28 protein-coding genes are annotated in these 25,321 nt (G+C 72.8%); 13 read left to right on the top strand and 15 right to left on the bottom strand.

Annotated elements, in window-relative coordinates; all coding sequences use genetic code 11:
- Positions 1 to 2 precede the first annotated feature (2 nt).
- Positions 3 to 560, top strand: a complete 558-nt coding sequence (locus ACFPL3_RS34955; RefSeq protein ID WP_343940259.1) for a DUF3515 domain-containing protein — start codon at positions 3 to 5, stop codon at positions 558 to 560.
- 25 nt (positions 561 to 585) lie between these two features.
- Positions 586 to 1,254 (top strand): metal-dependent transcriptional regulator, encoded by a 669-nt coding sequence (locus tag ACFPL3_RS34950; RefSeq protein ID WP_343940261.1) that lies wholly within the window; start codon positions 586 to 588, stop codon positions 1,252 to 1,254.
- A 14-nt stretch (positions 1,255 to 1,268) separates the two neighbouring features.
- Here the strand turns inward: ACFPL3_RS34950 and ACFPL3_RS34945 are convergent, their stop codons facing one another.
- The gene (locus ACFPL3_RS34945; protein WP_379590328.1) at positions 1,269 to 1,607 is read right to left on the bottom strand and encodes a cation:dicarboxylate symporter family transporter; all 339 of its coding nucleotides are present in this window, start codon (positions 1,605 to 1,607) and stop codon (positions 1,269 to 1,271) included.
- Complete coding sequence (locus ACFPL3_RS34940) at positions 1,553 to 2,038, bottom strand: cation:dicarboxylate symporter family transporter (protein ID WP_379590326.1); 486 nt, start codon at positions 2,036 to 2,038, stop codon at positions 1,553 to 1,555. The genes ACFPL3_RS34945 and ACFPL3_RS34940 overlap by 55 nt, the downstream gene beginning before the upstream one ends.
- A 41-nt stretch (positions 2,039 to 2,079) precedes the next feature.
- Between ACFPL3_RS34940 and ACFPL3_RS34935 the strand changes: the two genes are divergently transcribed.
- From ACFPL3_RS34935 to ACFPL3_RS34925, 3 genes are all read left to right on the top strand, one after another.
- Positions 2,080 to 2,361, top strand: coding sequence for a hypothetical protein (locus tag ACFPL3_RS34935; RefSeq protein ID WP_343940327.1), 282 nt, complete (start codon positions 2,080 to 2,082; stop codon positions 2,359 to 2,361).
- Positions 2,362 to 2,454: 93 nt separating this feature from the next.
- Positions 2,455 to 3,585: a tartrate dehydrogenase gene (locus tag ACFPL3_RS34930; protein ID WP_343940263.1), complete on the top strand. Its 1,131-nt coding sequence runs from the start codon at positions 2,455 to 2,457 to the stop codon at positions 3,583 to 3,585.
- 22 nt (positions 3,586 to 3,607) lie between these two features.
- On the top strand, positions 3,608 to 4,081 hold the full coding sequence (locus ACFPL3_RS34925; RefSeq protein ID WP_343940265.1) for a carboxymuconolactone decarboxylase family protein: 474 nt from the start codon (positions 3,608 to 3,610) through the stop codon (positions 4,079 to 4,081).
- A 6-nt stretch (positions 4,082 to 4,087) separates the two neighbouring features.
- On the opposite strand, the gene ACFPL3_RS34920 is transcribed toward ACFPL3_RS34925, so the two are convergent.
- Together ACFPL3_RS34920 and ACFPL3_RS34915 are read right to left on the bottom strand one after the other, a co-directional pair.
- Positions 4,088 to 5,200, bottom strand: a complete 1,113-nt coding sequence (locus ACFPL3_RS34920; RefSeq protein WP_343940267.1) for a D-alanine--D-alanine ligase family protein — start codon at positions 5,198 to 5,200, stop codon at positions 4,088 to 4,090.
- A 117-nt stretch (positions 5,201 to 5,317) separates the two neighbouring features.
- The gene (locus tag ACFPL3_RS34915; RefSeq protein WP_343940269.1) at positions 5,318 to 6,211 is read right to left on the bottom strand and encodes an isocitrate lyase/PEP mutase family protein; all 894 of its coding nucleotides are present in this window, start codon (positions 6,209 to 6,211) and stop codon (positions 5,318 to 5,320) included.
- A 104-nt stretch (positions 6,212 to 6,315) separates the two neighbouring features.
- Here ACFPL3_RS34915 and ACFPL3_RS34910 point away from each other — a divergent pair, with 104 nt between their 5' ends.
- The 4 genes from ACFPL3_RS34910 to ACFPL3_RS34895 are packed head-to-tail and all read left to right on the top strand — an operon-like array spanning position 6,316 to position 11,496.
- A complete protein-coding gene (locus ACFPL3_RS34910; protein WP_343940271.1) occupies positions 6,316 to 6,981 on the top strand; it encodes a GntR family transcriptional regulator in 666 nt (221 codons plus the stop codon).
- Complete coding sequence (locus tag ACFPL3_RS34905) at positions 6,978 to 9,026, top strand: hydantoinase/oxoprolinase family protein (protein WP_343940273.1); 2,049 nt, start codon at positions 6,978 to 6,980, stop codon at positions 9,024 to 9,026. The genes ACFPL3_RS34910 and ACFPL3_RS34905 overlap by 4 nt, the downstream gene beginning before the upstream one ends.
- On the top strand, positions 9,026 to 10,888 hold the full coding sequence (locus ACFPL3_RS34900; RefSeq protein WP_343940275.1) for a hydantoinase B/oxoprolinase family protein: 1,863 nt from the start codon (positions 9,026 to 9,028) through the stop codon (positions 10,886 to 10,888). The genes ACFPL3_RS34905 and ACFPL3_RS34900 overlap by 1 nt, the downstream gene beginning before the upstream one ends.
- On the top strand, positions 10,885 to 11,496 hold the full coding sequence (locus tag ACFPL3_RS34895) for an isochorismatase family protein (protein ID WP_343940277.1): 612 nt from the start codon (positions 10,885 to 10,887) through the stop codon (positions 11,494 to 11,496). The genes ACFPL3_RS34900 and ACFPL3_RS34895 overlap by 4 nt, the downstream gene beginning before the upstream one ends.
- Positions 11,497 to 11,943: 447 nt before the next feature.
- Here ACFPL3_RS34895 and ACFPL3_RS34890 read toward each other — a convergent pair whose 3' ends face one another.
- From ACFPL3_RS34890 to ACFPL3_RS34865, 6 genes are all read right to left on the bottom strand, one after another.
- Complete coding sequence (locus ACFPL3_RS34890) at positions 11,944 to 12,150, bottom strand: hypothetical protein (RefSeq protein WP_343940279.1); 207 nt, start codon at positions 12,148 to 12,150, stop codon at positions 11,944 to 11,946.
- A gap of 275 nt (positions 12,151 to 12,425) precedes the next feature.
- Positions 12,426 to 13,112 (bottom strand): glycerophosphodiester phosphodiesterase, encoded by a 687-nt coding sequence (locus tag ACFPL3_RS34885; protein WP_343940281.1) that lies wholly within the window; start codon positions 13,110 to 13,112, stop codon positions 12,426 to 12,428.
- Positions 13,109 to 14,449, bottom strand: a complete 1,341-nt coding sequence (locus tag ACFPL3_RS34880) for an ABC transporter substrate-binding protein (RefSeq protein ID WP_343940283.1) — start codon at positions 14,447 to 14,449, stop codon at positions 13,109 to 13,111. Before ACFPL3_RS34880 ends, ACFPL3_RS34885 begins: the two co-directional genes overlap by 4 nt.
- Entirely contained in the window at positions 14,446 to 15,273 is an 828-nt protein-coding gene (locus ACFPL3_RS34875) for a carbohydrate ABC transporter permease (protein WP_343940285.1), read from the bottom strand. Before ACFPL3_RS34875 ends, ACFPL3_RS34880 begins: the two co-directional genes overlap by 4 nt.
- Positions 15,273 to 16,220 (bottom strand): carbohydrate ABC transporter permease, encoded by a 948-nt coding sequence (locus ACFPL3_RS34870; protein WP_343940287.1) that lies wholly within the window; start codon positions 16,218 to 16,220, stop codon positions 15,273 to 15,275. Before ACFPL3_RS34870 ends, ACFPL3_RS34875 begins: the two co-directional genes overlap by 1 nt.
- Positions 16,221 to 16,461: 241 nt before the next feature.
- Positions 16,462 to 16,827 carry a hypothetical protein gene (locus tag ACFPL3_RS34865; RefSeq protein ID WP_343940289.1) on the bottom strand — a complete coding sequence of 122 codons (366 nt, stop codon included), beginning with the start codon at positions 16,825 to 16,827 and terminating at the stop codon, positions 16,462 to 16,464.
- A gap of 60 nt (positions 16,828 to 16,887) precedes the next feature.
- Here ACFPL3_RS34865 and ACFPL3_RS34860 point away from each other — a divergent pair, with 60 nt between their 5' ends.
- Entirely contained in the window at positions 16,888 to 18,303 is a 1,416-nt protein-coding gene (locus ACFPL3_RS34860) for a hypothetical protein (RefSeq protein ID WP_343940291.1), read from the top strand.
- Here ACFPL3_RS34860 and ACFPL3_RS34855 read toward each other — a convergent pair.
- Together ACFPL3_RS34855 and ACFPL3_RS34850 are read right to left on the bottom strand one after the other, a co-directional pair.
- Positions 18,270 to 19,076: a DeoR/GlpR family DNA-binding transcription regulator gene (locus ACFPL3_RS34855; RefSeq protein ID WP_343940293.1), complete on the bottom strand. Its 807-nt coding sequence runs from the start codon at positions 19,074 to 19,076 to the stop codon at positions 18,270 to 18,272. The two genes, ACFPL3_RS34860 and ACFPL3_RS34855, sit on opposite strands and share 34 nt — an antisense overlap.
- A gap of 34 nt (positions 19,077 to 19,110) precedes the next feature.
- Positions 19,111 to 20,079, bottom strand: a complete 969-nt coding sequence (locus ACFPL3_RS34850) for an NAD(P)H-dependent flavin oxidoreductase (RefSeq protein WP_343940295.1) — start codon at positions 20,077 to 20,079, stop codon at positions 19,111 to 19,113.
- 110 nt (positions 20,080 to 20,189) lie between these two features.
- Here ACFPL3_RS34850 and ACFPL3_RS34845 point away from each other — a divergent pair, with 110 nt between their 5' ends.
- Positions 20,190 to 20,639, top strand: a complete 450-nt coding sequence (locus ACFPL3_RS34845) for a pyridoxamine 5'-phosphate oxidase family protein (RefSeq protein ID WP_343940297.1) — start codon at positions 20,190 to 20,192, stop codon at positions 20,637 to 20,639.
- 3 nt (positions 20,640 to 20,642) lie between these two features.
- Here ACFPL3_RS34845 and ACFPL3_RS34840 read toward each other — a convergent pair whose 3' ends face one another.
- On the bottom strand, positions 20,643 to 20,795 hold the full coding sequence (locus ACFPL3_RS34840; RefSeq protein ID WP_343940299.1) for a hypothetical protein: 153 nt from the start codon (positions 20,793 to 20,795) through the stop codon (positions 20,643 to 20,645).
- Positions 20,796 to 20,835: 40 nt separating this feature from the next.
- Between ACFPL3_RS34840 and ACFPL3_RS34835 the strand changes: the two genes are divergently transcribed.
- Positions 20,836 to 20,961, top strand: coding sequence for a hypothetical protein (locus ACFPL3_RS34835; RefSeq protein WP_343940301.1), 126 nt, complete (start codon positions 20,836 to 20,838; stop codon positions 20,959 to 20,961).
- Positions 20,962 to 21,081: 120 nt separating this feature from the next.
- Here the strand turns inward: ACFPL3_RS34835 and putP are convergent, their stop codons facing one another.
- Both putP and ACFPL3_RS34825 read right to left on the bottom strand, forming a co-directional pair.
- Positions 21,082 to 22,593 (bottom strand): sodium/proline symporter PutP, encoded by a 1,512-nt coding sequence (gene putP, locus ACFPL3_RS34830; RefSeq protein WP_343940303.1) that lies wholly within the window; start codon positions 22,591 to 22,593, stop codon positions 21,082 to 21,084.
- A 76-nt stretch (positions 22,594 to 22,669) separates the two neighbouring features.
- A complete protein-coding gene (locus ACFPL3_RS34825) occupies positions 22,670 to 23,593 on the bottom strand; it encodes a proline dehydrogenase family protein (protein ID WP_343940305.1) in 924 nt (307 codons plus the stop codon).
- A 135-nt stretch (positions 23,594 to 23,728) separates the two neighbouring features.
- Between ACFPL3_RS34825 and ACFPL3_RS34820 the strand changes: the two genes are divergently transcribed.
- A complete protein-coding gene (locus tag ACFPL3_RS34820) occupies positions 23,729 to 25,300 on the top strand; it encodes a PucR family transcriptional regulator (RefSeq protein ID WP_343940307.1) in 1,572 nt (523 codons plus the stop codon).
- Positions 25,301 to 25,321 lie beyond the last annotated feature (21 nt).

The raw sequence follows: 25,321 nt of genomic DNA, 5'->3' as shown, positions 1-25,321 counted from the left end.
CCGTGGGCAGCCGGCTCTCCCCTCCCGTCGCGATCGCCATCGCGCTCCCCCTGCTGCTGGCCGTCGCGGTGGCCGCGATCGCGATCACCGCACGGGTGCGCGGCGTCGGGGAACCGGCCCCGCCCGAGACCGGCCCGCTCGCCGTGGCGCCGATCGACTCGCCCGCTGCCACCGGCCCCGAGTGCGCGGCCCTGCTGGCCGCCCTCCCCGCCGAGCTGGACGGCCCCGACGGCCCGATGCCGCCCCGCCCGATCGACCGGGCCGAGAGCCTGCCCGGCGTGCGGGCCTGGGCCGCGGCGCCCCGCCCCGTCGTGCTGCGCTGCGGCCTGCCCCGCCCGGCTGAACTGAACCCGGCGTCGGCACTCCTCGAGGTGAACGGGGTGCGGTGGCTCCAGCTCGACGACGGGCTGCCCGAGCCGGTCCAGGTGAGCTACATCGCCGTGGACCGGCCCGTCTACCTGGCCCTGACCGTGCCCGTCGACGCCGGGAGCGCCCCACTCCAGCAGCTGTCCGACGTGGTCCGCGAGACCCTGCCCGCCACCGCCGTGGCGGTGCGCTGACGCGCGACGACATACGATTCCGGGCATGGTGACGATGTCCCGGGCGACCGAGGACTACCTCAAGGCGATCTACCACCTCGCCCACCGGGGCGAGCCGGTCACCACCGGTGGGCTCGCCCACGAGCTCGGCGTGTCCGCCCCCTCGGTCTCGGCCATGGTGAAGCGGCTGGAGGACGGGAGCCTGCTCACCCGGCCGGACAGCCGCACCCTGCAGCTCACCGCATCGGGCGAGCGGGCGGCGCTGCGCGTGGTGCGCCGCCACCGCCTTCTGGAGACCTTCCTCGCCCGCGTGCTCGACGTGCCGTGGGACGAGGTGCACGCCGAGGCCGAGCTGCTGGAGCACGCGCTGTCGGAACGGCTCGAGGACCGCATCGACGCCGCGCTCGGTCACCCCACCCACGACCCGCACGGCGACCCGATCCCGCCGCGCGACGGGCCGCACGAGGAGGGCTGGGGCGAGGCGCTCGACGCCGCGCCCGCCGGGTGCCGGTTCCGGGTCGACCGGGTGTCCGACCGCGACAGCGCCGCCCTGCGCTACCTCGGCGAGCTGGGCATCTACCCCGGCGTGGTCCTCACCGTGGAGGAGCAGGCCCCGTTCGGCGGGCCGCGCTGGGTGCGCGTCGGCGACGAGCGCCACCCGCTGGGCGCCACGCTGACCAGGCTGGTGCACGGCCACGCCGTGCCCCGCGCCTGATCAACTTCTGGTGGTCATCGCGTGAGCGGCACCGCGACGGGGTCACCGTGCTGCGGTTCGGCCGCAGCGGGACCGGGTTCCGGCAGTTCGGGGACGTCCTTCCCGGCGAGCACGGCGCGGGCCCGGCACTCCGACATGAACTTGTCGATGCCGAAGATCAGCATGATTCCGGCGGCGGGCACGGTGCCGATCGTCGACAGCGTGGCGGTGAGGGCGATGAACCCGCCGCCCGCGACACCCGCCGCTCCCTTCGAGGTCAGCAGCATCACGGCGAGGAGCCCGAGCTGCTGGGAGACGGTCAGCGGGGTGTTGGTGGCCTGGGCGATGTAGAGCGTCGCCAGGGAGAGGTGGATGGCGGCGCCGTCGAGGTTGAAGCTGTACCCGGTCGGGACGACCAGGCCGACCGTGGTGCGTCCGCGCCCATGAACGTGAGCTTGCGCATCAGGCCGGGCAGCGCGGGCTCGGCGGTGGACGTGCCCAGCACCAGGATGAACTCGTCCTTCAGGTAGCGGAAGAGCTGGAAGATGTTCAGCCGGACGTAGGCGGCGATGAACCCGCCGAGCACCACGACGACGAACAGGATCGAGGTCACGTAGAACAGCGCGATGAGCCCCCCGAGGCTGGTCAGCGTGGAGAGGCCGAACTTGCCGATCGCACAGGCCATCGCGCCGAACGCACCGAGCGGGGCCGCCTTCATGACGAAGCCGAGGACCTCGAAGACGAGCTCCGTGAGCCGCCGGACGACCACGACGACCGGTTCGCCCACCGGGCCGACGGCATTGATCGCGATCCCGAAAGAGCACCGCGAGTAAGATGATCTGCAGGATGTCGCCCTCGACGAAGGCGCCGAAGAAGCTCTCGGGGAACTCCCACCACTCGCGGGTCTCGCCGGACTGGAGGTACTGCTGGGCGGTGTCGGTGGTCCGGATCGTCGCGGGATCGGCGTTCACGCCGCTCGCCCGCCGGACGGGCGCCCGTGCCGTGCGCCTCGACCCGCCGGCCCATCTGCACATCTCGCTGCTCAGCCGCTCCGCTCCCCTGACGCCCGCCGCCCGCGCCTTCCTCGCCACCGCCCGCACCTACACACCCGTCGACCTCGACGGATAGGCCCTTCCTGTGGGCTGGATCGCCAGCCCGTCTTGGACACGGGACGGCAGCGGACGCTTCACTGCGGGGAGCAGCACCGACGAAGGAGACCCGATGCCCGCACCGACCGCACCGCGAACGTTCCGGATCGCCGCCATCCCGGCCGACGGCGTCGGTGTCGAGGTCGTCGCCGCCGGGCGCGCCGTGCTCGACGCCCTCTCCGCCGCATCCGGCGGTGCGTTCGCCTTCGAGTGGACCGAGTTCCCGTGGGGCTGCGGCTTCTTCGAGAAGACCGGCCGCATGATGGACGAGGACGGCCTCGAGGTGCTCCGGGACTTCGACGCCATCTACTTCGGCGCGGTCGGCTGGCCCACCGTGCCCGACCACGTCAGCCTGTGGGGGCTGCGCCTGGCGATCTGCCAGGGCTACGACCAGTGGGCCAACGTCCGCCCGGTGCGCTTCCACCCGGGTGTGGTGTCCCCGCTGCGCAAGGCCGACCACACCGAGCTGGACTGGGTGGTGGTGCGGGAGAACAGCGAGGGCGAGTACGCGGGCTTCGGCGGGCGCAACCTCGCAGGCCGCGGGCCCGGCAACGAGGTCGGCCTGCAGACCGCCCTGTTCACCGAGAAGGGCTGCGAGCGGATCATGCGGTTCGCCTTCGACCTCGCCCGCGGCCGCGCACGCAAGAAGGTCTCCTCGGTGACCAAGAGCAACGCCCAGCAGCACGGCATGGTGCTGTGGGACGAGGTCTTCGCCCGGGTGGCGCGGGACTACCCCGACGTCGAGACCGAGAGCGTGCTCGTCGACGCCATGTCGGCCAAGTTCGTGCTGCGGCCCGAGGAGCTGTCGGTGGTGGTCGCGTCCAACCTCCACGCCGACATCCTCTCCGACCTCGGCTCCGCCCTCGCCGGCAGCCTCGGCCTCGCCGCCAGCGCGAACCTCAACCCCGAGCGCCGCTTCCCCTCGATGTTCGAGCCCGTGCACGGCTCCGCCCCCGACATCGCGGGCCAGGGCATCGCCAATCCTGTCGGGGCCATCGGCAGCGCCGCGCTGATGCTCGACCACCTCGGCCTGCCCGACGAGGCCGAGCGCCTGCGCGAGGCGATCGACGCCACCACCGGGGCGGGCGTGCTCACCCGCGACGTGGGCGGTACCGCCACCACCGACGACGTCGTCGCGGCCGTGATCGAGCACCTGGACCTCCAGCGCGTCACGCATTCCCTTCGCGGGGTGTCAGTGGGGTGAAACCCATCGCGAAGGAGAGATCATGGACGCCCGGATCGACTTCCACACCAACCCCGTCGCCGCGAAGTTCCTCCGCTTCATCAACTCGGCGGGCAAGGTCGTCACCGACTCCACGCTGCCGCGCACCGTGCAGGAACTGGTGAAGATCCGCGCCAGCCAGATCAACGGCTGCGCGGTCTGCCTGGACATGCACACCAAGGACGCCGCGCACGCCGGGGAGACCGCGGTGCGGCTCAACCTGGTCGCCGCCTGGCGGGAGGCCGCCGTCTTCACCGAGGCCGAGCGGGCCGCGCTCGCCCTCACCGAGGAGGGCACGCGCGTGGCCGACGGTGCGGGCGGCGTCGGCGACGACACGTGGGCGCTGGCGCGCAAGCACTTCGACGACGACCAGCTCGCCGCGCTCGTCTCCCTCGTCGCGCTCATCAACGCCTACAACCGCATGAACGCGATCACGCGGACGCCCGGGGGTTCCTACGAGCCCGGCCAGTGGGGCTGAGCAGGTTCAGCGGAGCCCGGTTCCGCGGGCCAGCGCGGTCTCCACCAGGGTCGTCAGCAGCGTCTCGAAGTCGATACCCGTGACCGCCCAGGCCCGGGGGAACATCGAGATCGGCGTGAAGCCGGGCATCGTGTTGACCTCGTTGAGCGTCAGCTCGCCGTCCGGGCCGACGAAGAAGTCGACGCGGGCGAGCCCCTGCCCGTCGACGGCGTGGAAGGCGGCCACCGCCATCGCGCGCAGGCGCTCGGCCACCGCGTCGTCGAGCTTGGCGGGGATGTCGAACTCGCAGACGTCGTCGAGGTACTTGGCCTCGAAGTCGTAGAACTCGGGCTTGTGGCCGTCGGGGGCGGTGCCGACGATCCGGATCTCGGCCGGGACGCTGGCCCGCACGGTGCCGTCCGGGAACTCCAGCACGGCGCACTCGACCTCGCGCCCGACGATCGCGGCCTCCACCAGCACCTTCGGGTCGTGCTCGCGGGCGGTGGCGATGGCGGCGTCGAGGTCCGCCCAGTCGGTGACCCGCGTGATGCCCACCGACGAACCCGCCCGGGCCGGCTTCACGAACACCGGCAGCCCGAGCCGCTCGCGCTCGGCCTCGGTGAGGGTGGCGGTGCCGCGGCGCAGCACGACCAGGTCCCCGACCGGGATGCCCTCGGCGGCGAACAGCTTCTTCGCGTACTCCTTGTCCATGGACGCCGCGCTCGACAGCACGCCCGCCCCGACGTAGGGCACACCCGCCATCTCCAGGAGCCCCTGGATCGTGCCGTCCTCGCCGAACGGGCCGTGCAGCACCGGGAAGACGACGTCGACGCCGGAGAACACCTCGCCCGCCCGGTCGGTGTCGAGGACCACGAGGCCGCCGCGCGTCGGGTCGCCGGGAAGGGCGAGCGCCGTGCCGCCCGCGTCGACCGATGGCAGCGCGCGGTCCGAGATCACCAGCTCCCGCGGGTCCGAGGTGCCCAGCACCCAGGCCCCGTCGCGGGTGATGCCGACCGGGACGACCTCGAACCGGTCCCGATCCAGCTGGGACAGGACCGACCCGGCGGAGACGCAGGAGATCGCGTGCTCGCTGCTGCGCCCCCCGAACACCACGGCGACCCGCACCTTGTCCCGGCTCATGAGGGCGAGGGTAGGCCGACCGGGGCAGTCGGATCGATCGGGGCACTGCTCGGCGCGTCGCCGGGCGGCTGGCTACGCTCGCGTGAACTCCAGGCCGCCTGGGCGACGGCCTGACCGTCACGAACCGAAGCGCTCCTCCAGCGACCGGATCTCGGGCAGCCCGATGAGGTCGGTGAACTCGTCGAACGAGGGCACGCCGGGCAGCGCGGCGGCGGGCGTGCCGTCGGCCCCCAGCGTCGCGAGGAGGGAGCGGATGCCCGCGGTGGCGGCGAGCAGGGTGCCGATCGGGAACAGCACGAGCGAGAACCCCAGCTCGGCGATGCGGTCCAGCGGCAGCGGCGGCGTGCGCCCGCCCTCGGCCCAGTTGAACACCAGCGGCGCGACACCGGCGAGCTCCCGCGCCACGCGGGCGATGTCGTCCTCGCTGGTGGGCGCCTCGACGAAGAGCAGGTCGGCGCCGGCGTCGGCGTAGGCCCGCGCACGGTCGAGGGCGGCGTCGAGCCCTTCGACGGCGGCTGCGTCGGTGCGGGCGATCACCAGGAAGTCGGGGTCCTGGCGGGCGGCCACGGCGGCGCGGATCTTGCCGGTCATCTCGTCGGCACCGATCACGGCCTTGCCGCTCATGTGCCCGCACTTCTTCGGCATCACCTGGTCCTCCAGGTGCACGCCCGCGACGCCCGCCTGCTCGTAGGACTGCACGGTGCGCAGCACGTTGATCGCGTTGCCGTACCCGGTGTCGGCGTCGGCGATCACCGGCACGTCGACGGCGGCGACGATGCGCCGCGCGTTGTCGACCATCTCCGCGCCGCCGAGCAGCCCGACGTCCGGCCTGCCGAGCAACGAGGCGGTGGTGCCGAACCCCGTCATGTAGACCACGCCGAAACCGGCCTGCTCCACCAGCCGCGCCGAGAGCGCGTCGTACGCACCCGGCGCCACCACCGGCGCAGGGCCGGCCAGCAGCTCCCGCAACCGCGCGCGCGTCCCCGGACCGGACCGCAGCAGATCGCCCACGTGACCCTCCCTTTGCATGCATTCACGGCGAAGTTACGCCCAAACCATTGCTCGGTGGAACCTCTGGCCATAGATTGCACACAATCTTGGAGCGGAGGTGATGTGTGACACGCACCGTGACGTCCACCGAGCGGGCGTTGAGCGCCCTGCGCGAGCTGATCCTGCACGGGCAGTTCGCGGCGGGCGCGCGGCTCGGGGAGGTCGAGCTCGCCGAGCGGCTCGGGGTGAGCCGCACCCCGGTGCGCGAGGCGCTCACCCGGCTCGCCGCCGAGGGTCTGGTCGAGCTCGTTCCCAACCGCGGCGCGCGCGTGGCGAGCTGGAGCGTCGCCGAGCTCGAGGGCGTCTTCGACCTCCGCTCGACGTTGGAGCCACGGCTCACCGGCCTCGCCGTCCCCCGGGCACGGCCCGCCGACGTGGCCGCGCTCGACGACCTCGCCGCGCAGATGCTCGAGGTGGGCCGCCCCGGCCCGGCGCAGGACCTCGACGCACTCGTGCCGCTCAACCGCCGTTTCCACGGTCTGCTGGTCGAGATCGCCGACCAGCCCGCACTCGCCGCAGCACTGGCCGGGGTCGTCCACGCCCCCATCCAGCTGCGCAACTTCCACGCCTACGACGAGGCGTCGCTGCACCGCAGCCTCGCCCACCACGTCGAGATCGTCGCCGCGATCCGGGCAGGCGACCCGACGTGGGCGCAGGCCGTCATGACCGCGCACATCCACAACGCCCGCGCCGTGATGCTGCGGGCAGCCCGGGAGCAGGAGGCTTCATGAGTTACCGGCTCGGTGTCGACGTCGGCGGCACCTTCACCGACGTCCTGCTCGTCGAGGAGGCGACGGGCACGACGTGGCGCGCGAAGACCTCCTCCACCCCGGCCGACCAGTCCGTCGGGGTGCTCACCGGCATCGGCAAGGTGTGCGCCCAGGCCGGCATCGCCCTGTCGGACGTCGCGCAGGTGCTGCACGGCACCACCGTGGCCACCAACGCCATCCTCGAGGGCAAGGGCGCCACCGTCGGGCTGGTCACCACGAAGGGCTTCCGGCAGGTCCTGCAGATCGCCCGCTCGTTCGTGCCCGGCGGCCTGGCCGGCTGGATCATCTGGCCGAAGCCGGAGCCGCTCGCGGCGCTGGAGAACACCGTGGAGGTCGACGAGCGCATCGCCTCCGACGGCAGCGTCGTGCGGAAGCTCGACGACGCCGACGTCCGCGCGCAGCTCGAGCGGCTGACCGGGATCGACGCGCTCGCCGTCTCGCTGATCAACTCCTTCGCCGATCCGGCGCACGAGCGGCGGATCGCCGAGATCGCCGCGGAGGTGCTGCCCGGGGTGCCGGTGTCGCTGTCCTCCGACGTGCTGCCCGAGCTGCGGGAGTACGAGCGCACGGTCACGACGGTCGCGAACGGCTACGTGCAGCCGCAGGTGAAGCGCTACACCGAGACCCTCGCCGGGAAGCTCGCCGAGGGCGGCGTGCGCGGCGAGCTCGCGATCCTGCGCAGCGACGGCGGGCTCTCCTCGGCGGAGGCCGCGATCGGCGCTCCCGTCACGATGCTGCTGTCGGGCCCGGCGGGCGGGGTCACCGGTGCGGTGTGGACCGCCGAGCAGTGCGGTGTCACCGACCTCATCACGTTCGACATGGGCGGCACCTCCACCGACGTCGCGCTCGTGCAGGGCCTCACCCCGCGGATCGGCCGCGAGACGCAGGTCGGCGACCTCACGGTGCGCGCCTCCAGCGTGGACGTGCGCACGGTCGGCGCGGGCGGTGGCTCGATCGCCCACGTCCCCGAGCTGACGAAGGCGCTGCGGGTCGGCCCGCAGTCGGCGGGCGCCGACCCGGGCCCCGCGGCGTACGGCAAGGGCGGCATCGCCCCGACCGTCACGGACGCGAACGTCGTGCTCGGCTACCTCCCGCCGACGCTGGCAGGCGGCGAGATCACCCTCGACGTCGGCGCCGCGCGGGCGGCGGTCGGCGCGGTCGCCGAGGCGATGGGCCTGCCCACCCCGGAGGCGGCTGCGGCGGGCATCGTCGACATCGTCAACGAGAACATGCTCGGTGGGCTGCGGCTGGTGTCGGTGCAGCAGGGCTTCGACCCGCGCGACTTCGCGCTCGTCGCGTTCGGCGGGGCCGGGCCGCTGCACGCCAACGCGCTCGGCAAGCTCACCGGGGCGTGGCCGGTGATCGTGCCGCCGTCACCCGGGGTGCTCTGCGCGCTCGGCGACGCCACGACCTCCGCGCGCAGCGAGTCGGCCCGCACGGTGCTGCGCCGCTTCGCCGACCTCACCCCGCAGGACCTCGTGGCGATCCTGCGCGAGCTCGGCGCCGAGGCGGGCGAGCGGCTCGCCGCCCAGGGTGTGCCGGAGGCCGAGCAGACCACGGCCTACCAGGTGGACGTGCGCTACCACGGCCAGGGCTTCGAGATCCCGGTCGAGGTCACCGACCTCGACCGGGATGCGCTCGGCGCGCTCGCCGCCGCGTTCGACGCCGAGCACGAGCGGCTGTTCTCGTTCCTGCTCACCACCGACCACGAGCTGGTCAACGCCCGCGCCACGGTGACCGGGCCGCGCCCGCAGGTGGCGGCCACCCGGCTGCCCGACGGCGACGGCGACCCCGCAGGGGCGCTGGTCGACACGCACCCGATCCACGTGTCGGGGGCCTGGGTCGACGCCCGGATCTACGACCGCACCAAGCTGCGGGCGGGCGACGTCGTCGCCGGGCCCGCGATCGTCACCGAGATGGACTCGACCACCCTCGTGCTGCCCGGCCACGCGGCCACCGTGCACCCCTCGGGCAGCCTGCTGATCCGTCCGGAGGAGGCCCGCTGATGGCCCGCATCATCGAGACCGCGACCGGTGCCGTCGAGAAGACGGAGGTCGACCCGGTCACCCTCGACCTCATCGAGAACGGCCTGCGCAACGCCCGCTACGAGATGGACGAGGTGCTGTTCCGCACCGCCCTGTCCCCCGGCATCCGCGAGCAGCACGACGAGTTCCCGCTGATCGGCGACCCGAGCGGGAAGATGGTGGTCGGGCAGTTCGGGTTGTCGGTGCCCGACTTCCTCGACGGGTTCGACGGCACGGTCGAAGAGGGCGACGTGCTCCTCACGTCGGACCCGTATGCGTGCGGGGCCGCGATCAGCCACGCCAACGACTGGCTGATCGTGATGCCGATCTTCCACGAGGGCCGGGTGGTGGGCTGGGCGTCGATGTTCGGGCACATGTCCGACGTCGGCGGCAAGACGCCGTGCTCGATGCCCACCGACGCGCGCACGATCTACGAGGAGGGCGTGGTGATCCCGCCCTTCAAGCTCTACTCGCGGGGCGAGCTCAACGAGGACGCCCTCAAGATCATCCTGAACCAGGTGCGGATGCCGGACTGGAACCGGGCCGACCTCAACGGCCTGGTCGCCGCCTGCCGCACCGCGGGACGGCGCGTCGTGGAGATGTGCGAGCGCTTCGGCACCGCCACGTACCTGTCGGCGCTCGACGCCCTGCTGCAGCGCAACCACGACGCGATGAAGGTGCTGCTGCACGCGGTGTTCGAGGAGGGCCGCACGCTCAGCTTCACCGACTACATCTGCGACGACGGCGTCGGCAACGGGCCCTACGAGCTGAAGATGTCGCTCACCCGCACCGGCGACAAGGTGCACATCGACTTCACCGGGTCGAGCCCGCAGGCCGCGGGCCCGATCAACTACTACATCAACGAGAACCTCACCCGGATGTTCTTCGGGATCTACATGATCACGGTGGCCGACCCGCAGATCCTGTGGAACGACGGCTTCTACCCGCTGATCGACGTCACGATCCCGGACGGCTCGTACTGGAAGCCCAAGCACCCGGCCTCGCTCAACGGGCGCAACCACGGCGTCGGGCGCGTGTTCGACCTGTTCGGCGGCCTGCTCGGCCAGACGAACCCGGCCCTGCTCAACGCGGCGGGCTTCTCGTCGTCGCCGCACTTCATGTACTCCGGGCACTACTCGTCGGGCGAGCGCAAGGGCGAGTGGTTCCAGCTGTACTCGATCGGCTTCGGCGGCATCCCCGGCCGCCCCCTCGGCGACGGGCCGGACGGCCACTCGCTGTGGCCGAGCTTCGTCAACATCCCGTGCGAGTACCTGGAGTCCTACTACCCGCTGCGCATCGAGAAGTGGGAGACCGTCGCCGACACCGGCGGGCCCGGGCTGCACCGCGGCGGCAACGGCGTGGACGTCGCGTACGTGTTCGAGGAGCCGGGAACGATCGCGATCCACGACGACCGCTGGCTCACCTACCCGTGGGGCGTGAACGGCGGGCACCCGGGTGCGCGCGGCACCAAGTGGATCGAGCGCGCCGACGGCACCCGCGAGGTGCTGCCGTCCAAGTGCCACGACGTGCCCGTGGCGCCGGGCGACGTGCTGCACTTCGTCACCTGGGGTGGCGGCGGGTGGGGCGACCCGCTCGAACGCGACCCCGCGCTCGTCGAGCTGGAGGTGCGCCGCGGCCTCGTCACCGCCGAGGGCGCCCGCCGCTACGGGGTGGTCGTCGGCGACCCGGCGGCCACCGAGGCCCTGCGCGCGGAGATGCGCGCCGCCCGGCCCGCGGAGCTGCCGGTGTTCGACATGGGCCCGCCGATTGAGGAGATCCTCGCCCGCTGCGAGGAGGAGACCGGCCTGCCCGCGCCCAAGCGCCCGGTCTGGACGGACGCGTGACCGGGCCACACGGCAGCGCGTTCTCCGGGCGCGTCGGGTGGGGCGAGCGACCCGCGCTCGTCGTGGTCGACCTGGTGCGGGCCTACACCGAGCCGGACGGCCCGTTCGCACTGCCCGAACCCGGCCCCGCCGTCGCCGCCACCGCACAGCTGGCGGAGGCGGCGAGGTCGGGCGGGCACCCCGTCGTCTGGACGGTCGTGCGCTACGCCCCGGACCTCGCCGACGCCGGGCTGTTCGCCCGCAAGGTGCCCGCCCTCACCGCGTTCGCCGAGGACGCCGAAGGCGGCTGGGGCGAGCTCGCCCTCAAGCCGGGCCCTGGCGAGCTGGTGCTGGTCAAGCAGTACGCGTCCGCGTTCGCAGGCACCTCGCTCGCCGCCACGCTGCACGCCCGCGGCGTCGACACCGTGGTCGTGACGGGGGTGTCGACGTCCGGCTGCGTGCGCGCGACGGCCACGGACGCGCTGACCCACGGCTTCCGCCCGCAGGTCGTGCACCAGGCCTGCGCCGACCGCACCCGGGAGCTGCACGAGCAGAACCTGCGCGACCTCGACGCCAAGTACGCCGACGTCGTCGACCTCACCGAGGCGGTGGAGCACCTCGGCGGATAGGCCGGGTTCCGCGGAACCCGCGCGGAAGCCACCCGTGTTGGCGGCCGACGGCCGGGTTGCGCTCCAGGCCGCTCGGCCCTGATCGCCGCGGGAGCCTCCGGCCTCGAGCCGCCGCTTCCCGGGGAGACACCCTCCTGGGGGGCGTCGCGCGCCCGGTCGGACAGGCCCTGGCCCGGCCGCGGTGATCCTGGGGCGGAGGCAGTTGGCTCGATCAGTGTGACGCGCAGGTCGGGCCGGGCCTCCGGTGGCGCCGCGCATCGTGCGGGGCCGCCTCTCCCGGGCGAATCGCGGGCAGGCCAGGGCCTGCCCGGGTGGGCGCGCGGCGCCACCTCCGGCCGGTTCCGCGCCCATGATCACGGGTTTGGCGCATTCCCGGGCGAAATCAACCCGGGAACGCGCCAACTCCGTGATCATGGGGACCGGTTCAGGCGGTGGGCGCCGAGGGCGTCAGCCCCGGCTGGTCTCCCACGCCTGCTCCTCGCCCTGGAACCAGCCGTCGTAGAGCACCTGGTAGGTGCCCGTCAGGCCGGGGTCCTCGAAACAGATGCGGCCGCCGCCCTTGCCGCCGGCGGCGAGCTCCGCACCGTTGAAGGTGCTGCTGGTGCTGCATCTGCTGGGTCTCCTCGATCCGCCGCTGTGGCGGCGACGGGCCAAGATCCGTCGCGCAGGGTGATCGCCACGGAAAAGGGTGGGATTCCCGCCGGGGTTCCGGCGGTGCTCGGCTCGGCCCGGCCTGCTCCTCCCGGAGCAATCCGTCCGTCCGCTCGCCCGTCTTCGAAACCTCCTCCTGGTCGCCGTCGAGCGGGTCGACCGGAGGGCCTGGCTCTGCGCTGCTTGCGGCCCGCGTGGGTGCCGCCTGCTAGTTCGCCGGGGATCTCGGTGTTGTCAGTGGCGTGGGTCTCAGCCCGTCGGGGAGATCGTCTTCGCGCTCAGTTCGCGCGGGCGAGCGCGCAGACGACGTCGGGGTGGTCGGTGGTGATGCCGTCCACCGCGAGCTCGACGGCCGTGGCGAGGACCTCCCCGTCGGGCACCGGCCAGCCGGTGACCTCGAAGCCGCGCTCGTGCAGGCCGGCGACGCCGTCCGCGGTGAGGCCCGCGATCCCGCACAGAGCGGTGCGGGCCTGCGCGGCCGTCGTCCTGGTGACGATCTCGGCGAACGGCGGCGTGCGGCCGAGGATGAGGCCGGTCTCGACGTCCGGCAGCTCGCCGCGCACGGCGAGCAGCACGTCGGCGTGGGACGAGGTGACGAGCGTGCGCGCGGCGAGGTCGGGGTCGGCGCGCAGCGACTCGGCGAGCAGCGGCACGGCCTCGGGCGCCTTGATCTCCGCCTGGAACCGGACGTCGACCGCGCCCACCGCCTCGGCCCAGGTCGGAACCTGCTCGCCGAGGCCGGCGTCGAGGGCGCGCAGCTCGTCGAAGGTCAGCTCGGCGACGGCGCCCGTGCCGTCGGTGGTGCGGTCGACCGTGGCGTCGTGCACCACGACCATGCGGCCGTCGGCGGTGACGCGCAGGTCGAGCTCGATCTCGTCGCAGCCCTCGGCGACGGCCCTGCGGAACGAGCGCAGCGTGTTCTCGGGCTCGCTGCCCATGGCGCCGCGGTGGCCGGTGATGATCACGGTCGAACCTTCTCCTCGTACTGGCGGCGTACCTCGTCGGCGATCGACTCGAGGCGGCGCGCCACCGACCCGAACACGTCGCGGGGGTCCGCGTTGTCGGCGTAGATCTGCTGCAGGCCCGTGTAGATCGCGACGTTGGCGTTGCGCCCGTAGAGGCGGATCGCGTCCTGCTGGCGGGCGCGCGGGAGCTGCCGGATCGCGACGCCGTAGTTGGGCTCGCGCGCGATGAGGTCGACCAGCGCCGGGTGCTGCTGCGCGGCCGTGATCACCGGGAGGTAGCCGGTCTCGATCGTCCAGCGGGCCGCGATCTCGGGGCGGGAGAGGTGGGCGAGGAACACGGCCGCGGCCTGCTTGCGCTCGGCCGTGGCGTTGCGCATCATCCCGATCCCGCCACCACCGGTGGCCACGCCCGCGGCCACCTCCGCGGGCACGAACCCGGCCCCCACCGAGAACGACGCCTTCTCCATCGCGTTGCGCAGCCCACCGGTGCTGTCCTGCGCCATCGCGGTGAGGCCGGCGGCGAAGTCGGTCATGGCGCTGCTGGCCATGTAGCCGTAGCCGTCCTCGTGGACCAGCCGCCGCTGCCACTCCCCCGCGGCGACCGCGCCCTCGGCGTCGATCGTGATGTCGAGGCCGTCGGAGTAGGACCCGCCGAACTGCCACACGTTGCCCTGGAACTGCCAGTCGCCGTCGACCTTGACGAACGCGAGGCTGCGCAGCGACCGGCCGGCCGACTGCACCGAGGCCAGCGCCGGTGCCCACTCCCGCAGCTCGCTCCAGGTCTCCGGGGCGCGGTCGGGCAGCCCGGCCTGCGCGAACGCATCGCGGTTGAAGTAGAGCATCGGGGTGCTGCGCGCGAAGGGCAGCCACCAGCTACGCCCCTGCAGCACACCCTCGTCGAACAGCTTCGGCTCGTACGCGCCCGCCTCGAAGCCGGTGCCGGGCCGGAAGTACGGGTCGAACGGTTCGAGCGCCTCGTTGAGGTAGAACCGCTCCCACGTGACGTCGGAGAAGATCGCGATGTCCGGCACCTGCCCGGCCACCAGGGACGCGGCCACCTTTCGCGCGGTGTCGTCGTAGCTGCCCTGGTACTGCGCCTCGACGTAGACGTCGTCCTGCGACTCGTTGAACTCCGTGACGATCTCGCCGAGGACGTTGCCGTTGCGCCCGCTGTAGGAGTGCCAGAACACCACCCGCACGCGCCCGGCGTACTGCGGGGGCACGCTGCCCGGGGGCTGCCCGTACTCCGCGTCCGGGGAGCGGAACCCGCAGCCGGACAGCGTGGCCGCGGCGCCGGTGCCGAGCACGCCGAGGAGGAACGCGCGCCTGGTGCTCACCCCTTCACCGCCCCGGCCGTGATGCCGCCGACGATCCAGCGCTGCGCCACGAAGAAGATCACCAACATCGGCGCCAGCACGATCAGCGTTCCCGCCATGATCGTCCCCCAGTTCGAGAGGCCCTCCTCGTCCTTGAGGAACAGCAGGCCGATCGGCAGCGTGCGCATCTCCGCCGTGTTAGTGACGATCAGCGGCCACACGAAGTTGTTCCACTCCTCCACCGCGGTGATCACGAGGACCGTCGCGAGCATCGGCCGCGACATCGGCAGCACGACCTGCCAGAGCGTCCGCCAGTGCCCGGCGCCGTCGACCGACGCCGCGTCGGTGACCTCGCGGGGCAGCGTGAGGAGGTGCTGGCGCATCAGGAAGGTGGCGAACGCCGAGCCGATGCCCGGGATGATCAGTCCCGCGTAGGTGTTGATCCAGCCCAGGGTCGCCACGGTGAGGTAGTTCGGCAACAGCGTGACGTGGCCGGGCACCATCATCGCCCCGAGGATCCCGAGGAACAGCACGTTCTTGAACGGGAACCGCAGGTACACGAAGGCGTACGCGGTGAGCACGGCGTTGGTGACCTTCAGCGCCGTGCCGGCCACCGTCGCGATCGTCGAGTTGAGGAAGAACCGGTCGAAGGGCGCGGCCTCCCAGGCCAGACCGAAGTTCTCCCAGGTGAACTCGGTCGGCCACCAGACCGGCGGGAACTGGTAGATCTCGTCGGGCGCCTTGAACGAGGTGGCCACGAGCCAGTACAGGGGCCCGAGGAACACCGCCGCGACGCCCACGAGCAGCACGTACTGCACGGCGCGCATCGGAACTGACGTCGTCATCAGACGTGCACCCGCCTCTCCATGACCCGGGCCTGCACCGCCGTGACGATCAGCAGCAGGACGAACATGATGATCGACAACGTGGCGGCCCGGCCTGCGTCGAACGCCTGGAAGCCCTCGGTGTAGATCGCCCAGCTCAGCGTGGTGGTCGCGGTGCCCGGACCGCCCTCGGTCATCACCGCGATCACGTCGAACGCCTGGAACGTGCCGATCACGGTGGTGATCAGCAGGAAGAACGTGATCGGCCGCAGCTGCGGCAGCCGCACCCGCGAGAACCGCGCCCAGGCGCCCGCGCCGTCGATGAGGGCTGCCTCGTCGAGCTCCCGCGGCAGGCTCTTCATGGCCGTCAGGTAGATCAGCGCTGCGAAGCCGACGTTCTTCCACAGGTAGACGGCCACCAGGGCGAACAGTGCGCCGTCGGAGGAGTTCACGAGGTCGGGCGCTGTGATCCCCAGCGGGTCGAGCAGCGTGCGCACCAGGCCGTAGCCGGGGTCGAAGACGAACAGCCACAGCGTGGCCACCGCGGCACCGGAGAGCACGTGCGGCGCGAAGGACAGCGTGCGCACCAGGTGGCTCCCGCGCAGCGGCTGGTCCAGCAGCACCGCGAGCGCGAGCCCGAGCACGAGGCTCCCGGCCACGACGAGCCCGGTGAACGCCACCGTCACCCAGAGGACCTGGTGGAAGGCGGGGTCGGTGAGCGTGCGGGCGTAGTTGGCGAGCCCGACGAACTCCGGCCGCACCGCGATCATGTTCCACTCGGTGAGGCTGAGGTAGGCGTTGTAGAGGATCGGCCAGTAGGCGAAGACGGCGATCACGAGCAGGTTCGGCGCCACCATGAGCGCGAACAACCCGTACTCCCGCATCGGGCGGGGACGCCGCACCGGGGCCGGCGGGTCGAGCGCGTCCGGGCGGGGCGGGGCCGACCTCGTCGTCGTGGTGGGCGTCACGGCCGGGGAAGTTATCACCCGATCGTGATTTCGCACAGTGCAGGCATGTGAAGTTCGCCCGTAGTTCACACCTCGTCCCGGCCACCCCACGCGACGCGTCCGCTACGCAGAGGGTTGATCTAGCGCCCCAACAGCCCATGCGCCATCCTCACGGGTGGCGCAATGGCTACTGCGCTCACGGCGTGTGACGGAGGAGCCACATGAGCGCCAGGGATGCGGCGCCCGCGTGCCGTCAGGCCCGTCAGGGCTGGTCGCGCAACCGCGTGCCCTGCAGGAGCGTGGACACCCGCTGGCGGCTGACCCGGAACAGCTCACCGATCTTCGTGATGCTGACGTCCTCGTGCTGCAACGCGAGTGCCTCCTCGCGCCGGAACCGGCTGCCCAGCTCGCCCAGGTCGTCCAGGACCTGCGTGATCGTCTCGATGACGAGCGGGGGCCGCTCCGTCGAGACGATCTCGTACCACGACGCTCCCCGCCGCCGCCGCTCGATCAGCTCGTCGGCGCGCGCCGCGGCCGCCCCCAGCCGCTCGATCGTGTGTTCCAGCCCGACCTTGAGCTCGACGAGCGCCTGGACCGCCCGGTCGTCGTCACTCTCCCCCGATCCCATCCCCACCGACCTTTCTCCCCGACTTCCCTCGATCATGCCCGCGAATCCGGAATCCGTCCGGTGACCGGTCCCCACCTGCGCGAAACGGCGCCGGACGACGTCCCCACGATCCCGATCCCGCACCGTGGCCCCGCGATGCTCGCCGACCTGCAGACCCAGCCCATCCCGGTCGTCGCGTGCTCCGGGAGGAAGGGCCGGGCGGGCGAGGGCCTTGCTCTGTCCATCAGCTCAGCGCTCGGCGCGCTCGCCGGGTTCGCCGGCTGGCTCCTCGCCGCCCGCCTGCTCCCCCAGGCCGACGTCGGGCGGGCCGCAGCCGTCGTCTCCGCCTTCATCCTGACCGCCGGGGTCACCCAGCTCAACCTCGGTCTCGGGCTGCTGCGCTGGCTCCCGGTGGCGGGCCGCCACGCCTCCACGCTGGTCCGGCGGAGTCTCATGCTGATCATGCCGCTGTCGGCGGTGGCCGGTCTGGGCTACGTGGTGTTCGTCCCCGAGCTCGCCCGCACCACCGCGGGCCCGTCCGCACCGCTCGCGCTCGGCACGTGCCTTTTCGTGCTCGCATGCGCCGGGTGGGGCGCCTTCGTCGTGCACGACTACGTCCTGGTCGGGATCGGGCGGCCCTGGTGGGCGGTCTGGCGCAACGGCCTGTTCGCCGTGGTCCGGATCGCGTTGCTGGTGGCCCTCGGGCCCGCGCTCGGCGCCCAGGGGATCGTCCTGTCGTGGGTCGCCCCGATCGTCGTCTGGATCGCGGTCGGCTCGGTCGTCCTGCTCGTCGCGGTGCGCCGGTACGCGCGGCGCCACCCCGCCGCCGGGGTGGCGCCGACCCGCTCCGAGGTGCTCGGCTTCCTCTGCCCCACAGCCGCGGCCCAGATCGGCTACACGCTCCTGCTCAACCAGGTGCCCCTGATCGTCATCCTGCGCGTCGGCCCCGAGGCCGGTGCGGCGTTCTTCATCGCCTGGCAGGCCGCGGTGGTGCTGGAGACGGCGGCCAACTACTACATGCACTCCCTGTCGGTGAGCTGGGCCCGGGCACCCGAGCGGGCCGCCGAGCTCACGGCCGCGTGCCGCCGGCGCCTCCTCGGCACCTTCCTCCCGCTGCTCGCACTGGGGGCCGTCCTGGCCGGGCCCGGCCTGTCCTTCTTCGGCACGGGCTACACCGCCGCTGCCGACGCGCTGCGACTGCTCCTGATCGGGCTCGCGTTGCGGCTGGTGGTGGTGCACGAGCTCGGCGTCCGCATGGCCGCGGGCCGCGCCATGGCCTACGCCCGCCTGCACCTCACCGGCACCCTGCTCGTCCTCGGTGTGGTCGCCCTCGTACCCCTCCCCGCCGATCCGGTGCCGGACGGACTCGGCGCGGCCCTCCTGCCCGTCGCACTCGGCCACGTCGCCGTGCAGGCCGCCTGCGCCGTGCACGTCGCGGTGGTGCAGGTGCGGCGCCGATCGGCTCAGACGGGCACGACCTCCACCGCCGCCCCATGATCACGCAGGGCGGCGACCTGCTCGGCGGGCGCCTGGTCGTCCACCAGGACGAGGTCGAAGTCGGTGAGCGGCGCGAGCCGGTGCAACGCGGTGCGGCGCAGCTTGGCGTTGTCGATCAGGAGCACGCGGGTGCGGGCCGAGCGCAGCATCGCGCGCTTGACCAGCACGATCTCCTGCTCCTGGTGGTAGGCGTGCGTCGAGGACACCGCAGAGACGCTGCAGAGGAGCAGGTCCGTCTGCAGCGCCTCGACCGCCTCCGCGCAGGGCACGCCGCCGAACGAGTCGTGGGTGGGCGAGTAGATGCCGCCGAGCACGATCAACCGGACGTCCGGCATCGCGGTGAGCTGCGAGACGGCGGGCAGGAAGTTCGTGGCCACCGTGAGCGGCGTGACGTCCTCCAGGAGGGGCACCACGGCGAGCGCGCTGGTGGAGTCGTCCAGCATCACCGACATCCCCGGCTCCACCATGGCCCGCGCGCGCCGGGCGAGCGCCTGCTTCTGCGGCTGGGCCGTGGTGAGCCGGTAGGCGACGTTGCTCTCGAACACGCTGGTCGGCTGGGCGGTGACGCCGCCGCGGTACTTGCGGACGACACCCTGGCGCTCCAGGGCGTCGAGGTCGCGGTGCACGGTCATGAGGCTGACGCCGAACGCCTCGACCAGCTCGTGGGCGGTGGCACTGCCGTGCTGGACGACGTACTCCGCGATCTCGGCCTGCCGGCGCGCGGGGCGGCGGGCCGGCGCCTCCGCCCCGCCGTCGGAGCTGCTCGCAGTCATGAGGAGATTGTCCGGCCACCGGATCCGGCGCCGCTCACCAGGCGCGCAGGAGCGCCTCGGCCCCGTCCGCGAACTCCCGCACGACGTCGGCCGCGGGCCGCACCGCGCTGACGTGCTCCACCCCGCTGCCCGCGTAGAGCGCCATCGCGTGGACGTGCCCGCGCACCTGCTTGTGCGGGGGCATCCCGGAGCGCGGCGGCAGCGGTTCCTCGCCGTCGCCCGCGATGACGGTGCCGACCACGTCGCCGCCGAAGCTGTCGACCGCCGCGACGGCCGAGCGCAGCACCCGCACCCGCGGCAGCGTGGCGCACATCGGGCAGTTCGCGAATCCGTCGGAGATCTCGGTGCTCTCCGGCCCCGCAGCGAGCACGGCGAGCACGTACTCCGGATGTGCACCCGACTCCGCGGCCGCGACGAACCGGGTACCGATCCGGGCCCCGGACGCGCCCGCGGCGAGCACGGCGGCCAGCGCGCGGGGCTCGGCGATCGCGCCCGCGGCGAGCACCGGCACGTCCACCGCGCGCAGCACCGAGGTGAGCAGCGGCAGCAGCGGGGTGTCGCCGCGCACGTGCCCGCCGGCCTCCCGCCCCTGCACCGTGACGAGGTCGGCCCCGGCCTCGACCGCGAGCACGGCGTCGGGCAGCGACCCGACCTGCCAGTTCACCAGCGCACCGCCCTCGTGCGCGGCGTCCACGAGCTTCGGGTGCGGGGCGCTCCAGAAGAAGTCGATCACGCGCACCCGCGCCGCCGCGACGGCGACGGCCGCGGGGTCGACCTGCTCGGTGATGAAGTTGACGCCGAGCACGCCCGCTTCGGGATCCACCCACCGGTCCAGCTGGGCGGCCAGGTCGTCGGCGTCGACGCCGATCGGCGCGCTGACCGTGCCGACGCCACCCGCCCGCGCCACCGCGAGCGCGAGGCGCGGCGGCGCGATCATCCCCATCGGAGCCTGCTGAATGGGGACGTCGCAGCCCACGAGCTCGGTGAACCGCGTGCTGAGCATCGGGCACCTCCTCGGTCCGGGACCACCAGGATGGCCCGCGCCGCGCCCGGCCATCCACCACGTCAGCCGAACGGTCGGATGCTGTCGGGGCGGCGGTGCACACTGGGCCCATGACCGCTCCGGATCTCGGCCCCGTCCGCGGCATCGTCGCCCGCGACCACGGCCTCGCGAGCGTCGGCGTCGTGCGCGCCGCCGGCACCCCGCACACCTCGCTGGTCAACGCGGGCGTGCTCGACCACCCGCTCACCGGCCGCCCGGTCGTCGGGTACGTCACCTACGGGCAGGTCAAGCTGCGCAACCTGCGCGTGCGCCCCGCCACCTCGCTCCTGTGGCGGGCCGGGTGGGAGTGGGTCGGCGTCGACGGCACGAGCGAGCTGATCGGGCCCGACGACCCGGTCGACGGCATCGACGCCGAGCGCCTGCGCCTCCTGCTGCGGGAGGTCTTCACCGCCGCGGGCGGCACCCACGACGACTGGCCCACCTACGACCGCGTCATGCGCGAGGAGCGCCGCACCGCGGTGCTGGTGACGCCGGAGCGGGTGTACGGCACCCACTCCTGAGCCCTACCACTCGCGCCCGTCCCCCGGCCCGGTGAGCGCCCGGATCCGCTCCGCCTGCTCGAGCTGCAGGGCGCGGCCGCGCTCCAGGAAGTCGGCGATCAACGCCAGCTCGGCCGCGTTCCACCGGTGCAACGCCGCGATCCCGGCCTCGCCCACCGGCCCTTAGATCCGCTCGGCCCGCGCGGAGGCGGTGAGCGTGACGACGGCCCGCCTGCGGTCGTCGGGATCCGGTTCGCGGGTGAGGTGGCCGCATCCCGACGAGTTCGCCGGGATCGCCGACCGCGTCGCGGTGTTCGAGCTGCAGGGCGTCGTGAACGCATGATCGCCCCGAGATCCTCACGATCGCCCTCACCAGGACGCACAGCCACATCTCAGAACGATCGATCACTCCGAGATCGGGGTTTCCGCCCTCGGGAGGGCGACGCAGCGGATCTCGGAACGGCTATGCGGCCGTCACCTTCTTCCCACGGGCGACGTCGACGGCCTCGTCGAACTCGCGGTCCATCTCCGCATTCGGCTCGTACGTCATCCGGCTGACGATGACGGCGACCACGAGATTCGCCAGGAAGCCGGGCACGATCTCGTACAGGTCCACCCCGGCGATGGCTTCTCCATAGGCGTCCCACACGAAGACGACGACGGCGCCTGCGACCATTCCGGCGAGTGCACCCCAGTTCGTGAGCCCACGCCAGAACAGGCACAGCAGGATGGCCGGCCCGAAGGAGGCACCGAAGCCCGCCCAGGCGAATGCGACCAGATTCAGGATCGTGTCGCTCGGGTCGATGGCCAGCACCCCGGCGATCAACGCGACCACCAGCACGCAGATCCGGCCGAGCAGCAGCAGGGTGCGCTGCGAGGTGTCGCGGCCGAACACCTTGTACAGGTCCTCGACGAACGCCGAGGAGCTGACGATCAGCTGGCTCGACATGGTGCTCATGATCGCCGCCAGCACGGCGGCGAACACGAAGCCGACGACCAGCGGGTGCAGCAGGATCTGCGACATCGCCAGCACCACCAGCTCGGGGTCGTCCAGCACGTTCTGCGTGCGGTGGAAGAACGCGATACCGATCAGGCCGCAGGCGACCGCCCCGAGCAGCGACGCGACCATCCAGCTGATCCCGATCCGCCGGGCCGGGCCCGCCGACGCCGCCTCCCGCATGGCCATGAACCGCACGATGATGTGCGGCTGGCCGAAGTAGCCCAGTCCCCACGCCGCGGCGGAGATGATCCCGATGACCGTCACCGCGGAGAGGTCCGCGCCGCCCACCAGGGACAGCCGGGTCGGGTCGACCTCGCGGATCCCCGCGGCCGTCTCGCCGAACCCGCCGACGGCGACGATCGCGACGACGGGCACGAGCAGCAGGGCGAGCATCATCATCACCCCCTGCACCACGTCGGTGAGCGATGCGCCGAGGAAACCGCCGAAGAGGGTGTAGCCCAGCGTCACGAGCGCGACGAGCACCAGGCCCACCAGGTAGGAGCCGTCGAAGGCGAGCTCGAAGAACTGGCCGCCCGCGACGAGCATCGACGAGACGTAGAAGGTGAAGAACACGAGGAGGATGGCCCCCGACGCCACCCGCAGCGCCCGTGAGGTGTCGTGCAGGCGGTTCTCGAGGAAGCTCGGGATCGTGATCGAGTTCTGTGCCACCTCGGTGTACGAGCGCAGCCGCGGCGCCACGAACAGCCAGTTCAGGTAGGCGCCGACGGTGAGGCCGATGGCGATCCACGCCTCGACCAGCCCTGCCGCGTAGATCGCCCCGGGCAGACCCATCATCAGCCACCCCGACATGTCCGAGGCGCCCGCGCTCAGCGCGGCCGTCCACGGCGGGAGCTGCCGCCCGCCGAGCATGTACCCCTCGTGGTCGGCTGTCTGCCGGTAGGCGTAATAGCCGATTCCAATCATGGCTGCGAAGTAGACGACCAGTGCGGTGACCTCGTAGGCCTGATCGGACATTCGTGTTCCTCCCCCGTCGAGGTCTACATTCTCGGCAAGCTGGTCCGGATTCGTAAGGGGTGCGACCCCGCGGTTTTCAGCCGCGGGTCACGAGTGAGCGCACGAAGAACGCCAGGTTGGCGGGGCGCTCGGCGAGTCGGCGCATGAAGTAGCCGAACCACTCGGTGCCGTAGGGCAGGTAGACGCGCACCCGCAGGCCGCGCGCGGCGAGGTCGGTCTGCGCGTGCGGGCGCACGCCGTAGAGCATCTGCAGCTCGTAGTCGTCGGCGGACCGCCCGGCGCGCGCGGCGAGGTGGCGGGCGATCGCGATCAGGCGCGGGTCGTGCGTCGCCACCATCGGCAGCCCCTGCCCGGCCATGAGGATCTTGAGGCAGCGGACGTAGGACCGGTCGACCTCGGCGGAGCTGCGGTAGGCCACCGACTCCGGCTCGTCGTAGGCGCCCTTGCACAGCCGCACGCGGGAGCCGGGGCCCGCGAGGTCGCGGCAGTCGCCCTCGGTGCGCCGCAGGTGGGACTGCAGCACCGCGCCCACCCACGGGAAGTCCACCCGCAGGTCCCGCACGGTTTCCAGGGTGGCGTCGGTGGTGGTGTGGTCCTCCATGTCGACGGTGACGGTGGTGCCCACCGCGGCCGCCGCCTCGCACACCTGGCGCGCCGACTCCAGCGCGATCTTCTCCCCGTCCCGGGCGAGCCGCTGCCCGAACGCCGACAGCTTCACCGACACCTCGGCCCGCTCCGCGAGCCCCTCGCGACCGAGCCGCTCCAGGAGCGTCAGGTAGGCGGCGACGTTCGCCTCGGCCTGCGCGCGCTCGGTGGTGTCCTCGCCGAGGTGGTCGATCGTGACGAGCCGGTCGGCCGTGAGCGCGCGCGCCGCCTCCATCGCCGCGTCCACCGTGGTGCCGGCGACGAAGCGGTCGACCAGGGCGTCGAACGGCCCGGCCTCGACGGCGGCGCGCACGGCGTCCGATCGGGCCGCTGCCAGCAGGGTGCTGCGGAGCATGCGGAGGACCGTAGATCGTGGCCGCACGCCACCGGCTCGTCCTGGCGGACAACGTTCCCGCCGCGCCTTCGTCACACCGGCTAATGTGCGTCCACCCCGCTCGTCCGGCGCGACGCGGGCCGCGAGGAGGCCGGCATGGACACCACACTCCGCCGGTTGCTGGCCGCGATCGGCGAGCCGCTGGTGGAGCTGGCGGCCGCACCGTCCGGCCTCGACGTGCCGCTCACCGGCCTCGCGATCCTCGACCCCGACGACGAGCCCGACCGCTACCCCGGCCAGCTGGTGCTGGTGATCGGGGTGCGGGGGCGGGCCGCCACGCCCGCGCTGCGGGCCGCGGCCCGGCGGGGTGCGGCTGCGGTGGCCGTGAAGGCCGGCGGCCCGGTGGAGGTGTTGCGCGCGGCTGCCGCCGACGCGGGCGCCGCGCTGCTGCTCGTGCGCCCCGACGTGCGCTGGGAGCGGGTCGAGTCGCTCGCGCGCGACGTGCTGCACGAGGGCGGGGCGGCGGGTGACGACGGCTCGGGCGACCTGTACTCGCTCGCGCAGACGGTCGCGCTGCTCACGCACGGCGTCGTCAGCATCGAGGACACCGCGAGCCGGGTGCTCGCCTACTCCCGCTCCGACGCCGACGCGGCGCAGGTCGACGAGCTGCGCAGGCTCTCGATCCTCGGCCGCCAGGGCCCTGCCGAGTACCTGCGCCTCCTGCGCGAGTGGGGCGTGTTCGACCGGCTGCGCGACAGCGAGGACGTCGTGCACGTCGACGAGCACGCCGAGCTGGGCATCCGGCGCAGGCTCGCGATCGGCATCCACGCCGGGCCCCGGCAGCTCGGCACGATCTGGGTGCAGGAGGGTGCGGAGCCGTTCGCGGAGCGCGCGGCGGACGTGCTGGTCGGTGCGGCGCGCGTGGCGGCCGGGCACCTCGTGCGGCGCCGCAGCCAGCAGTCGCCCGGCGGGCGGTGGGAACGGGACCTGGTGGCCGGCCTGCTCGACGGCCGCGCGAGCCCGGACCTCGTGGCGGGCACGTTCGGGCTGAACGAGGACGCGGGCGCGCTGGTCGTCGCGTTCGCCGTGCGCGAGGGGGACGCCGCGGCGCACGAACTGGTCGTCGCCGAGCTCGTCGAGGTGGTGTCCGTGCACGCGGCGGCCCACCGGCGCACGGCGCTGTGCGCCGCGGTCGGGGCCCGCGTGTACGCGGTGCTGCCGGACGTGCACGCGACGGATGCGGTGCGCACGCTGAGCACGGAGGTGGTGGGCGCGGCGGGGCGCCGCAGCGGCATCCGGGTGCAGGCCGGCATCGGTTCGCCCGCGGAGCGGCTGTCCGGCGTACCGGATTCCCGCCGGGAGGCCGACCGCGTGCTCGACGCGATGGCCGAAGGTCAGGACGTGGCGGTCTTCGGCGAGATCCGGGCCGAGGTGCTGCTCACCCAGACGCTCGGGTTGCTCGCGGCCAACCCCGACCTCCGCGATCCGGGCGTGGCCCGACTCGTCGAGTACGACCGGGAACACCGCACCGACCTGGTGGCCTCGGTGGTGGCGTGGCTCGACGCGATGGGCGACGTCCGCGCGGCCGCAGATCGACTCACCGTGCACCCCAACACCCTGCGCTACCGAGTGCGACGAGCGACGGCCATCGCCGGCCTACGACTGGACGAACCGCGCACCCGTCTGGTGCACCACCTGCAGCTTCTGGCTGTGAGCCGCAACGGATAGACCGTTCGGAACGACTCCTCT

Origin of the sequence: Pseudonocardia zijingensis (assembly GCF_042657305.1) — a bacterium.
Taxonomy (GTDB): Bacteria; Actinomycetota; Actinomycetes; order Mycobacteriales; family Pseudonocardiaceae; genus Pseudonocardia; species Pseudonocardia zijingensis.
The sequence above is the reverse complement of the archived record's forward strand: the minus strand, read 5'-3'. Positions and strand labels throughout refer to the sequence as shown.